General features: G+C 70.5%; 11 protein-coding genes. 4 read left to right on the top strand and 7 right to left on the bottom strand.

Features of this window, described 5'->3' with window-relative positions; translation table 11 throughout:
• Positions 1-154: 154 nt before the first annotated feature.
• From JRI60_RS49535 to JRI60_RS49525, 3 genes are all read right to left on the bottom strand, one after another.
• Positions 155-1,726, bottom strand: coding sequence for an aromatic amino acid hydroxylase (locus JRI60_RS49535; protein WP_204223128.1), 1,572 nt, complete (start codon positions 1,724-1,726; stop codon positions 155-157).
• A 70-nt stretch (positions 1,727-1,796) separates the two neighbouring features.
• Positions 1,797-2,735, bottom strand: a complete 939-nt coding sequence (locus JRI60_RS49530) for a LysR family transcriptional regulator (RefSeq protein WP_204223127.1) — start codon at positions 2,733-2,735, stop codon at positions 1,797-1,799.
• 21 nt (positions 2,736-2,756) lie between these two features.
• Positions 2,757-3,347, bottom strand: a complete 591-nt coding sequence (locus JRI60_RS49525; RefSeq protein WP_239470194.1) for a Uma2 family endonuclease — start codon at positions 3,345-3,347, stop codon at positions 2,757-2,759.
• Positions 3,348-3,529: 182 nt separating this feature from the next.
• Here JRI60_RS49525 and JRI60_RS49520 point away from each other — a divergent pair, with 182 nt between their 5' ends.
• Both JRI60_RS49520 and recF read left to right on the top strand, forming a co-directional pair.
• A complete protein-coding gene (locus JRI60_RS49520) occupies positions 3,530-4,747 on the top strand; it encodes a hypothetical protein (protein ID WP_204223126.1) in 1,218 nt (405 codons plus the stop codon).
• A 45-nt stretch (positions 4,748-4,792) separates the two neighbouring features.
• Positions 4,793-5,944: a DNA replication/repair protein RecF gene (gene recF, locus JRI60_RS49515; RefSeq protein WP_204223125.1), complete on the top strand. Its 1,152-nt coding sequence runs from the start codon at positions 4,793-4,795 to the stop codon at positions 5,942-5,944.
• Positions 5,945-5,948: 4 nt separating this feature from the next.
• Here recF and JRI60_RS49510 read toward each other — a convergent pair whose 3' ends face one another.
• From JRI60_RS49510 to JRI60_RS49495, 4 genes are all read right to left on the bottom strand, one after another.
• Positions 5,949-6,809, bottom strand: a complete 861-nt coding sequence (locus tag JRI60_RS49510) for a hypothetical protein (RefSeq protein WP_204223124.1) — start codon at positions 6,807-6,809, stop codon at positions 5,949-5,951.
• An 84-nt stretch (positions 6,810-6,893) separates the two neighbouring features.
• Complete coding sequence (locus JRI60_RS49505; RefSeq protein WP_204223123.1) at positions 6,894-7,619, bottom strand: hypothetical protein; 726 nt, start codon at positions 7,617-7,619, stop codon at positions 6,894-6,896.
• Positions 7,620-7,622: 3 nt separating this feature from the next.
• Positions 7,623-9,191, bottom strand: coding sequence for an AAA family ATPase (locus JRI60_RS49500; protein ID WP_204223122.1), 1,569 nt, complete (start codon positions 9,189-9,191; stop codon positions 7,623-7,625).
• A 153-nt stretch (positions 9,192-9,344) separates the two neighbouring features.
• A complete protein-coding gene (locus JRI60_RS49495; RefSeq protein WP_204223121.1) occupies positions 9,345-9,644 on the bottom strand; it encodes a YiaA/YiaB family inner membrane protein in 300 nt (99 codons plus the stop codon).
• A gap of 119 nt (positions 9,645-9,763) precedes the next feature.
• Here JRI60_RS49495 and JRI60_RS49490 point away from each other — a divergent pair, with 119 nt between their 5' ends.
• Both JRI60_RS49490 and JRI60_RS49485 read left to right on the top strand, forming a co-directional pair.
• The gene (locus JRI60_RS49490) at positions 9,764-10,651 is read left to right on the top strand and encodes a LysR family transcriptional regulator (protein ID WP_204223120.1); all 888 of its coding nucleotides are present in this window, start codon (positions 9,764-9,766) and stop codon (positions 10,649-10,651) included.
• A gap of 103 nt (positions 10,652-10,754) precedes the next feature.
• The gene (locus JRI60_RS49485) at positions 10,755-11,276 is read left to right on the top strand and encodes a DUF962 domain-containing protein (protein ID WP_204223119.1); all 522 of its coding nucleotides are present in this window, start codon (positions 10,755-10,757) and stop codon (positions 11,274-11,276) included.
• The last annotated feature ends 539 nt before the right edge of the window (positions 11,277-11,815 follow it).

Here is an 11,815-nt window from a genome sequence, read left to right as displayed (position 1 = left end):
GCGGCGTGCGTCAAAGTGCAAACATGACGCATGGATGACACGGGGGCGCGAGTCGTCGCATGGGGAGCGAGGACGGGAACGGAAAAGGGCCTGACTCCCCCGGAAGGGAATCAGGCCCTGGCTGCCTCTCCGGGAGGCGGCTTCTGTCCGGACGCTAGGCGCGAGCCTTCTTCAGCTCCTCGACCTCGACCTCGAGGAGCCAGTCGTCCTGGAAGTCGGTGGCGGCGCGGGCGATCTGCTCCAGGCGCTCGGGCTTCACGGACTTCGACTCGCGCATGGTACGCACCTCGCGGTAGAGCGCCGCGAGCGACGGGTGCAGGGCCATGGCCTTCTTGGCACGGGCCTTGGCCTCGCCCTCGCCCTCGGCGAAGGCGTTGAGCTCGCCGAACCAGCGGTCCCACGCGCCCGGATCCGCGGGGCCACCGGCCACCGAGGGCAGCCCCTCGCTGAGGAACAGCTGCGCCACGCTGGGCAGCTCCACCGCGCGTCCGTCCAGCTCGCCCCGGAGGTTGAGCACCTCGCCCCCGCCCACGGCGAAGCCCTGGAGCTTCAGGCCGCTCGCGAGCTCCAGCTTGAAGTTCCCCTTGTCCGGAAGCTGCCCGGCGCCGAACGCCACCAGCGCGAGTCCCGGCCACGGCTTGCCCTCGGCCTTACCCGAGCGCGACACCATCACCGGGCCCTCCAGGCGCACCAGGGCGGCGGAGAGGCCCTCGGCCACGGGACGGGCACCCGGGAGCGCCTCCACCACGCGGGCGGTGATCTCCCGGCCATCGGACAGCACCAGGTGGTTCACCGTGCGCGCGTTGATGGCCTCCTTCAGTCCGTAGTCACCCCCGCGCTTCCAGGCCAGGGTGGCCTCGAAGTCGGCCAGCACCTCGAAGAGGTGCTCGAAGTCCCGAGCCACGAAGAGCTGCGGCTGCATCCGGGTGATGTCGTACTCGGTGTCCGCGCACTGGATGCTCAGCGGCACCTTCTTCACCGCGTCGGTGAGGCAGTGCTTCGCCTCGCCAATGCTGGACAGCAGGCCGGCGCCGTAGATGCGCGGGTGCTCCAGGCTCCCGACGAGCCCGTACTCGGCCGTCCACCAGTAGAGGCGCGAGGCGCGGGTGCTCTCGCTCACGTAGCGGCGGCTCTGGTTGGCGGCCTCCAGACGCGCCTGGGCGTGTTCGATCTCCTCCTGCGTGGCGGTGGGATCCTCCTTCACCACGCTGAGGTTGCGGATGGCCTGGAAGACGGCCTCGTCCTCCACGGTGGCGATGGCCTTGAAGCCCACCAGCCCGCAGCGCTTGAGGTACTCGGCATAGCGCGCGTTGGCGATGATGGGCGCGTGGCCGGCGCTCTCGTGCACGATGTCCGGGGCCGGCGTGTACTGGATGTGCTCGTGGGTGCGGATGTCCGCGGCGATCGCCAGCACGCCCAGGGCCTGCAGCTCGGTGAACACCGCGGGCGGGATGAAGCCGCGCACGCCCACCGCCGCCCAGCCCAGCTTCGCCAGCTTCTCGTTCATCTCATCCAGGCTGGGGATGCGCTCCACGCCGATGCCGGTGGCCTCCAGGCCCTCCAGGTAGACGGGGTGCGCCTTGTCGCTCAGGTGGCTGCGCAGCTGGCACAGGATGTGACGCCACACCGCCTGGTCCCTCGGCGTGTAGGCCTCGTAATCCTGGCCCACCACGTAGCGGCGCAGGTGGGCGGGCAGACGGGCAAGGGTCCGTTCCGTGGGCGTCATGGTGGCTTCTCCGTTCCTTCAAATTCTAGTGACGGAGAGCGGTGGCGGAAATCCGTTAAAAAACGACGTCTTATTCGGTTTTCCGACGACGGTTCGGTGTCAGTCTTTGACGCAATCCGTCGAGCACGAGCCGGGCGGCCTCGGAGCGGGGCCCACCGGAGGGACGGAGGGCCACCACCTCGATGAACTGGGGGTCCTCCTCGCGCAGGGGCCAGACAGAGAGGTCCTCGGGGAAGGAGCGCAGGGGCCGCAGGTCGGGGGCGATGGCGCAGGCGCGGAAGGCGCGCAGCAGGTCGAAGAGGTGGAGGAAGCTCTCCCCTCGGGCCACCTCGCGCACGGTGACGCCGTGCGCGGCGAAGCGGGCGCTGTTGGCGCCGCCGTAGGGATCATCCCGGAGCCAGTCCACGAAGGCATGGCCCTCCAGGTCGCGCACGTGGAGGGAGCGGCGCGAGCCCGGGTGGAGGGCCAGGTCGCTCTGGGGACCGGCGAGCACCACGAAGGGCAGGCGCAGCAGGGACTCGGCCTCGAGACCCCGGTGGGGAGGCAGGGGGGTGAAGTCCAGGGCGAGGTCGAGCTGGTGCGTCTGCACCAGCCGCACGAGCTCGAAGGGGCCGCCGAAGCGGACCTCGGGCTTGATGCCGGCGCGCGAGGCGTCCTCGGCGATGCCGGCGAGGAGGAAGTTGGAGAGGGTGGTGTTGAGACCGAGGCGCAGGCTGGGCTCGGCGCTGGCGAGGTCGCGCAGGCGCTTGAGGTCGAGCTGGTGGAGGGGCATCTGGGTGCCCTCGTAGAGCTTCTCGCCGCGGGCGGTGAGGTGGAGGCGGCGGCCGGGGCCGCGCTCGAGGAGGGGCTGACCCTCGGCGAGGGCGTCCTCGAGGGCGCGGAGGTGCTCGCTGACGACGGAGCGGGCCACGCCGAGGTGCTCGGCGGCGCCTTCGAGACTGCCGGACTCGACGGCGGCGGCGAAGGACTCGAGCCAGACGAGGTGTCGCGGGAGCTTGCGCGGGGGCATCGGGCGCATCCTTACCGGGGATTACTCCTCCCAGATGGATTTCAGCTCCAGTTCGACGGCATCGAAGGGTTCCGCGCGGACCCGTCCGTCACCCGCGAAGGTGGTGAGCAGCATGTAGTGTGGCCCCTCCAGTCGGAACACCTCCAGCGTGCGTACGACCGGGTCCACGAGCCACACGTGCCGAATGCCCTCTCGCGCATAGGCTGGCAGCTTGGCCGCGCGGTCACGCGCTTCCGTGGAGGGCGACAGGATTTCGCAGAGCCAATCGGGAGCGATCGTCAGGGCCTTGCCGCGCGGAAGCTTGGAATACCGCTCGCGGCGCCATCCGGCGAGATCCGGAATGAGCACATTTCCGCCCAGATGGAGCTCGGGTTCATCCGCGATGATCCAACCACCGGGACCGCCGCGACCCTTTTGGAAGGGGCCGGTCAACTCGTAGCCAAGCAGGGAGGAGGTGACCATGTGGTCCACCGCGGGTCGCGGGCTCACGTACAGCTCGCCAGCGATGATCTCCCCCACCATGTTCGGAGGGAGCTCCTCCAGGTCCGTGTAGGTCGCGGGTCGCTTTCCCATCCCCATCTCATCCACGTCCATCCGAGCGACAGGTTCCATGTCTGGAGCCTGCCGCCCGGGTCCGACATCGTTCTCGCGAGGCTGCCACCGCGAGCGTTCTCTTCTTCCCATGCGCCCGCCCCGGCGTCGAGCGCCACCGGGGTTCCACCGTTCACTCGTCACTCCGAGTGGCCACCGGGGGCCTGTCGCCTCGCCCGTGCATCCTTATAGTGGGCCCTACAGTGGCGACCCATCCGGACATCCTGCGGGCGCGGCTCGAAGACCGCGCGGATCTGCTCGAAGCCACACGTTTGCGCTACCGCGCCCTGGAGAAGCTGCTCCGGGCCTTCTTCTGGAGGGACCGGGTGCGGGCCAACCTCGAGCTGCTGCGCGAGGTGGCGCTGGCCCAGCCGGAGGTGGATGCCACGCTGGAGGCGGTGTCCCGGCGCGCGGAGGCGGAGGGCTGGCCGAGGGGCTCGGCGCCCATGGCGTTGCTGACCGAGGTGCTGCGGCTGCGCGAAGCCGTCGCGTGGGCGGTGGACCGGCGGCTCATCGCGAAGAAGAAGCCGGAGCTGCTCGGAGAGGCCCTGCTGCAGCTGGAGGAGGAGGTGCTGGACGCGGGACCGCTGCTGGGGCGGCGCCTCTGGGCCCAGGCGGTGGAGATGTTGCCGCGCAACCTCCCGGAGCTGCGGGCCGTCTGCACGGCGGCCGAGGTCTTCGAGCGCGTCTTCAGGCGTCCTTCCCCAGCGGCCGGGCTGCCCTTCGACGCGGCGGAGGCGGACGAGCTCCGCCGGGCGCTGCCCCTGGCCGACAAGGCCCTGGAGACGCTCTGGAGCCGGCTGGACCGCTTCGACGCCACGGGCCGGGTGAGGGCCTTCCTGGAGAAGCGGGCGAGGCTCGCGCCGGTGCACCCTCCGCGCAGCGGGCCGGAGCTGCTGCTGCACGCGGCCTTCTGGCACGACCTGGCGCGCTCCCGGGTGAAGGCACTGCTGGAGTCCCGCCTGTCACCGGTGGTGCCTCGCGAGGAGGAGTGGCCGGAGCTGCTGGGCTGGCTGGCGGCCCGGGAGTCCTCGGTGGAGGCTCGGCTGGCGGCCTCGGAGGTGCTGGGCGAGGGCCGGGCGGGGCTGCTGGAAGTCGCGGCGGAGCTGGCCTCGCTGTCTCATGCGCGCCCGGTGGGACCGTGGAACGAGGAGGCCGCCTGGGTGCGGCTGTGGACGGCGGCACAGCGGGCCAGGGCCGAGACGGGCCCGGACATGGAGCGGCTGCGGGAGTCGCTGCGCCTCTTCATCCGGCTGCGGGGGCAGGGACAGACGCCGGCGAGGCTCTTCTCTCCGGAGCGGGAGCAGCTCGCCCGGCTGCCCTCGGGGAGCCCGGGGGATGCGGTGGAGGATCTGCCGGGGCTGATACAGAAGGCCCGGGAGGCGGCCAGCCAGCCTCGGACGGGGAGGATGTCAGAGTAGGGGATTAACCTGGACGCTGGTGACCTCGGATGGGAGAAAGCTCCCGTGCGCCTGTTGGCACTTCACGTCCAGGATTTCCGCAACCTTGGCCAGGTCTCCCTGGCGCCGAGCCCGCACGCGACCATCGCGGTGGGGCAGAACGGCCAGGGGAAGACGAACCTGCTGGAGGCGCTCTACTTCCTCGCGACGCTGAAGCCGCTGCGGGCCGGGCGCCTGTCGGAGCTGGTGCGGTGGGGAACGCAGGGGGCTCGGGTGACGGGCCGCTTCCTGCTCAAGGGAGCCGAGCGGGAAATCTCCGTCGAGGTGTCCGGAGGCGTGCGGCAGGCCTTCGTGGACGGGAAGAAGGCCTCGAGCCTGGAGGACTACTTCGGGGGCGTGTCGGTGGTGGCCTTCACGCCGGACGACCTGGAGGTGGTGAAGGGAGGGCCGGACGCGCGGCGGGCCTTCCTGGACCGGGCGGTGTTCAACCGCTTCCCGGCGTTCTTGCGCGAGAGCCGTGAGTACGGGCGGGCGCTGAAGAACCGCAACCGGCTGCTGCGCGAGGGCCCGGTGGACCCGGCGTACCTGGAGGCCTACGACGAGACGCTCGCGAGGGCGGGAGCGCGGGTGTACGCACGGCGGCGGGCGCTGATGGCGGAGCTGGCGCCGAGGGCGCAGGCGACGTTCGGCTCCATCGGGCGGACGCCGGAGCCGGCGGTCTACGGCTACCACCCGGCGCACCTGGGGGACGTGGACTTCGCGGCGGCGGACGAGGCCGCGCTGGCGGTGGCGCTGAGGGAGGCGCTGGCGGCGCGCTACCGGAGGGACACCGAGCGGCGCTTCACCTCGGTGGGGCCGCACGCGGACGACGTGACGGTGACGCTGGGCGGACGGAGCGCGCGGGCGTACGCGAGCCAGGGACAGCAGCGGGCGCTGGTGTTGGGGTGGAAGATCGCGGAGATCGAGAACCTCGAGACGGCGATGGGCTTCCTGCCGCTGCTGATGCTGGACGACGTGTCGAGCGAGCTGGACCCGGAGCGCAACGCGTACCTGATGAACTACCTGTCGGCGAGCGGCGCGCAGGTGTTCCTCACGACGACGGATGCGGGTCTGGTGCGCGCGGCCGCGGCGCAGGACACGCAGTGGCTGAGCGTGCGGACCGGAGAGGTGACGAGCGTGCCACCGGCTCGGGAGCTGCCCGCGGACGAGCCCGCGTAGCCGCTCACTCCTGGCTGGAGACGAGCAGGGTGGGGGCGATCGCCTTCCAGTAGGCCTTGGATTCGAGGCGCAGCGCTCGCGCCGTGGCCACCACGTCCCCGCGGCACCGTTTGAAGGCCCGGAGGAAGGTGTGCACGCTCCCGAGCTGCTGGGCGTGGGGACCGTGGGCGTTCCCGCTGCGCCGGGCCTCACTGGCGGAACCCCACATCGCGGCGAGGAACGGCGGCACGTCATGCGCTCCGAGGAGCAGGCGGGCGCGGATGGGTCCGACGGGGACGTTCACCGCTTCCAGGATGGAGCACCCGGGCGAGCACGTGCAGGGCCGGCGGCGCTGCTCCTGGCGGTAGTGGACGGCGTGGTTCAACTGGAGCCACCTGTTGAAGGCGCGGTGCCCGTCGGGGGCTTGCAGGAGGGTGCGCAACCACAGGGTCTGCTCTCCGCGGTCCATCAGGTACGGGCGCTTGTTCCGCCACGCACGCTCCCGGTCTTCGCGCAGCATGGCCTCGCTCGGGTGCTCGAACTCGGCCCTGTGCGTGAGGTGCTGCAGCGCATGTTCGCCGATGACACCTCGGGGCACGAGGGCGCGGATGTGGCTCAGGCGGTTCTCCCGGGGCTGCTGGCGGGCGATGGCGCTGGCCCAGCGGACGAAGGGGGCGACCTTGTCTCCCCAGCGCCGGTGCATCATCAACTGGCGGATCTCCGCGACCGGCTCCGCGTCGAGCCCGGCGAGGTCCTCGAAGTCCTCGGGGTCTCTCGTGAGCTGGCCCAGCTCCACGCGGGACTGGCGGCGAGCGGCGCGGTGGATGCGGGCCCTGCCCTTGCGTGCCGCCTCCCGATTCTTCGAGGGCAGCAGGGAGCGAGCCATCTCCCGCGCCTTTTCCTCTCCATACACCATGGCGTCCTCCCGGCGGGCAGGACGGAGGGGGTCTCGGGTTCCTGACACCCTTTCTCAGCGGTCCCAGCGGCCCCCGCGCCCCGCCGTCCAGAGCCAGGTGGGGATGAAGCTCAGGGCGACGAACACCCCCAGGTACAGCCCGAGATGCCGGAGCGGCTCGTTGCCGAAGCGCACGAGCAGCACGGGCAGGCCGATGGCCCACGCGAGGACGATCCATCGCGCCTGCGGGTGGGGGACGAGCCGCAGCAGCCCCACGCCGAGGGACGGCTCGAAGAGCGGCTGGAGTCTGCTGATGAACGAGCGGTCCTTCTCCAGGGCCCGCGTGAGCTGCTCCGTGTAGCGCTGGTGCTCCGCGAGCCGCTCGGCCTCGTCCCGCTCCTGGGCCTTCTGGCGCACCGTCATCCGCTCGCGGGTCTCTGCGTCGAACTGCTCCTGGGCGCGCCAGCGCTGCTCGTTGTCCGCGAGCTGCTCGGGCGACTGGAGGTCCGCGCCGCACGTGGTGCACGCCTGGGAGAAGCGGCCGTTCTCGGTCTGGCACTGGATGCAGCGGGGGAAGCGCTGCTCCGCCTGGGGCGCCGCATCGAGCGCCAGCGGCGTCTGCCCGTGGTGCTTGAAGCGCTCGACGTGGGCCTCGGGCACGGCCACAGAGGAGGGCGCCTCGCCGGGCCCCACCACGGACTCGAAGCGGTTGCCGTCCTGCAGCCGCACCTGTCCCCCGGGGGGCGTCTTCTCGCCGCGAGAGCGCTCGAGGTGGAGGAAGCGGGAGAACTTGGACGACATGGGCTACTCCTTCCGCGAACCGCTGACCGACGACGAGGCGGGCCGGGTGCGCCCGCGGGCCCACTCGCGCAGCCGGAGGATTTCATCCCGCATGGTGACGGCGAGCGGGAAGGTCTCCTGGATGGCGCGCGTGAGGTGGGCCTGTCCCAGCTCCACGTTCTCGGCGAAGGCCTCGTAGAGCCCGGCGATGACGACCTGCTCTATCTCCGCGCCGCTGAAGTCCGAGGCCATGTCGGCCAGCGCGTGCAGGTCGTACGCGGCTGGCTCCCTCTTCCGCCGCTGCAGGTGGATGCGGAAGATGTCGCGGCGCTCGGCGGCCTCGGGCAGGTCGATGAAGAAGATCTCGTCGAAGCGTCCCTTGCGCAGCAGCTCGGGGGGCAGCCCTTCGATCCGGTTGGCGGTGGCCACGACGAACACGGGGGCCGTCTTCTCCTGGAGCCAGGTGAGCAGGGTGCCGAAGACGCGCGCGGTGACGCCACCGTCGGCCGTGCCCGAGGAGGCCACGCCGGACAGGCCTTTTTCAATCTCATCCACCCACAGCACCACGGGGGCGATGCTCTCGGCGACGCGGATGGCCTTGCGGAGGTTCTCCTCGGAGGAGCCCACCAGGCCGCTGAAGATGCGGCCCATGTCGAGCCGCAGCAGGGGCAGGTTCCAGTGCGCGGAGATGGCCTTGGCGGTGAGGCTCTTGCCGCAGCCCTGCACGCCCAGCAGCAGCAGACCGCGCGGCTCGGGCAGGCCGAACTGGCGGGCGCGCTCGCCGAAGGCGGCGGTGCGCCGGGTGAGCCACCCCTTGAGGTTCTGCAGTCCCCCGACGTTCCCCAGGTCCTGCTCCGGCGGGTAGTACTCGAGCAGCCCGCTCTTGCGGATGACCTGGCGCTTCTCGTCCTGGACGCGGCGGATGTCGGCGGCGCTCAGCTTGCCGTCATGGGCGATGGCCTTGGCGAAGGCGTTCTCCGCCTCCGACAGCGTGAGGCCCTGGGCGGCTTTGATGAGCTGCTCGGCGTCCTCGCGCGACAGCTCGATGGTGGCCTTGTTGCCCCGGCGCACCACGGCGACGATCTCCTTGAGCAGGTTGAGCAGCTCCTGGAAGCCGGGCAGCGGGACATCGAGGACCGAAATCTCCTTCTCCAGCTCGGTGGGGATGGTGAGCGTGGGGGACAGGAGGATGACGGTGGTGAAGGTGCTCTTGAGGAAGTGGGCGAGCTCGCGCAGGGCACGCACCACGGGCTTCTCCTCGAGGTAGGGATGGAAGTCCTTGAGGACGACGAGGGAGGGCTCGGAGAGCTTCTCGATGGCGGCGAGGGCCTCGAGGGGGTTGCGGGTGTCCTCGGGGAAGGTGGGGCCGCGGGAGCCGCCCGCGTGGCGCAGGCCCCGGGTGGTGGACCAGGTGAGGAGCGCCTTGCCGTGGGCGCGGGCCATGTCCGCGAGGAGGGTGTCGACGCGGTGCTCCTCCCACGAGACGAGGTAGAGGAGCGGGTAGCGGGCGCGAATGAGGATGTCGAGCTCCTCCAGCCAGGGGGCGGAGGTGGCCGGGGACCCGGGACGGGGGAGCGCGGGACTGGACGCCATGCCCAAGGGTATACCAGGGAGGGCGAGCAGGGGGACACGGGGCCAGCCGGGATGCTCGCCTGGCGACCCTCACTGGAAGTCCGGACGGGCCGCCGGGTGTTGAAGCCCGGCGCTCCGAGGAGGACGGAGCCTCGCGGGTACTCCCCCGTGCGCTCACTTGAGACTGATGGGGTCCACCTCGGCGAGCAGCTTGGTGACGCGGGCCTCGTCGATGCGGGCGGTGAGGCGCTCCTGCTCGTGCTGGTCGCGCACCGTCTTGGACAGGCTGAAGGTGGAGCCGATGCTGAAGAGCAGCCCCATGCCCAGGAAGGCCTTCTGCCAGCCGTCGACGGGCAGGTGGTAGATGCCGAGCGCCGTCACGCCGACGGCCAGGGCGAAGGAGAGCCAGGACTGGAGGACCCAGGCGCCACTGTGGGTGGCCTGCACGGCGGTGGTGTTGGGCTGGCGGGACATGGAAGGCCTCGTTCGGTTCGGAGCCGCTTCGGTGGAAGCGCGCTGACGAGACACACGATGCACCCGTTTCTCGTAAACCGCATGGAACTAATGGCTCGGCGTTCGATAACCTGGAGTGAATGATCCAGCTTCAGCGTCTCGAGGGTTTCTATTGGGTCGCGCGGTCCGAGGGGTATGCCCGGGCGGCGCGCGCGTTCCCGTACCCCATCACCCAGCCGGGCGTGCACCAGCAGGTGAAGCGGTTGGAGTCCGAGCTGGGCGTGCGCCTCTTCGAGCGGGTGGGGAAGGACCGCGTGGTGCTCACGCCGCAGGGCCGCGCGCTCTACGACTACGTGGCCCCGTTCTACGAGGGGCTGCCCGGGCTGGAGCGTTCGCTGCGCTCGGGCGAGGTGGGAGGCCGGCTGCGCATCCACGCCTCGGGACATACGCTGCTCCACCTGCTGCCGCCGTGGCTGCGGCGCTTGCAGGGCCAGCGGCCGGACATCGAGGTGGCCCTCTTCGAGGCGAAGGTGCCGGCGGTGTCGCTCGTGCGCTCGGGCGAGGCGGACCTGCTGGTGGACCACCTGCCCGAGGTGCCTGCGGACCTGGAGGTCCGGCAGGTGGGCAGGACGCGCGCCTTTCTCTGCATCCCGTCCAACCACCGGCTGGCGCGCAAGGGGGCGGTGAGCCCCGAGCCATTCGGGGACGAGCCCTTCATCACCTACAGCTCGGACCCGCAGCTGCGCGAGTTGCAGCTCGCGGCGCTCGCGCACTTCGGCGTGGTGCCGCGGAGGATGTACGCGGCGGACTCGTCGGAGACGATTCTCGGCTTCGTGGCGGCGGGACTCGGGTACTCGCTGCTGGCCTCGCTGCTGCCGCGAGGGCCGCGAGTCCCGGGCGTGGTGGCCTGGCCCCTCACGGAGCCGGCTCGCGAGTTCCCCATCTACGCCGCCTGGCGCAAGGGCAAGCAGAGGGATCCGCTCATCGACGCGCTGTTGGAGCTCGCTCCGAAGCCGTCAAGTCCATGACGGCTTCGTTGGCTCCGATGTTGGCGGCTCTATATGTAACCTGTCAGAGTCAAGACAGGCGCCAGGAACACTATCGGCACCCGACATGCACAGGGGAACATGGATGAAAACGCTCGTGGATCACCTCGCGCAGTACGCGGCCTATCACCGTGACCGTCGCAACATCGCCACGCACTTCATCGGCATCCCGATGATCGCGGTGGCCGTCGCCACCCTGCTCTCGCGCTCCGGCCTCGAGGTGTTCGGGCTGTGGGTGTCGCCAGCCCTCGTGGTCAGCCTCGGCGCGGTGCTCTTCTACGCGCGGCTGGATGCGCGTTTCGGGCTGACCATGGCCGTGCTCATGTCACTGAACCTGTGGGTGGGACAGGCGCTGGCCGCGCAATCCTTCACCACCTGGCTGAGCGCTGGCATTGGCTTGTTCGTGGTCGGCTGGGTGTTCCAGTTCGTGGGTCATTACTTCGAGGGGCGCAAGCCGGCCTTCGTGGACGACCTGGTCGGCCTGATCGTGGGGCCCTTGTTCGTCGTCGCCGAGGTGGCGTTCCTGCTGGGGCTGCGCTCCGAGGTGCGTCAGGCCGTGGAAGCGCGGTCCGGCCCCACCTACATCCGGAGCAAGGCGGTCGCCTGAGCCGGTAGAGCAACGCCGCGGTGAACGGCGCCCATGGTCGGCATGTCTTGCTGGCCGTGGGCGCTATCGTTTGGCGGGTGGGCTGCTTTCTGGTGGGATGCTTGGCGAGCGAGCGGGCGGCTTCTTCCTCCCGCGGCACGCGCCGTCACAGTCGAACGGAGTGGAATCCATTCCAGGCCCCCGCGGCCCTCTTTCCTGATTCCTCGTTGGAGATTGCACCCTCCGGTGCTGTGGGGGGTCGTGGTGGGGGCTCTGCTGTTGTTGGCTGGCTGCGCCACTCATGCTCCTCGGAGACACCTGGTTTCGGGTGTGAACCACCGCTCCCTGGTGCCGGCGCTCTTCCCTCGTGCCAGCACACGACTGGCCTCGGAGGAGCCCGTTCATGCCTCGGTTTCAACAAGCGTCCTCTCCGAGGATGGGCCATCGGCTGAGCCGCCCACTCTGGTGGTGCGTCCCCCTGGGGTCGAGGAGGGCGGCGGCGCGCAGCGGGAGATTCGTCCTCGGGGACATCTCTCCGCAGATGGCGCGAGCGAGCCGCT

Origin of the sequence: Archangium violaceum, from assembly GCF_016887565.1 — a bacterium.
GTDB lineage: Bacteria > Myxococcota > Myxococcia > Myxococcales > Myxococcaceae > Archangium > Archangium violaceum_B.
This window is presented reverse-complemented; position numbering and strand designations above follow the sequence as displayed.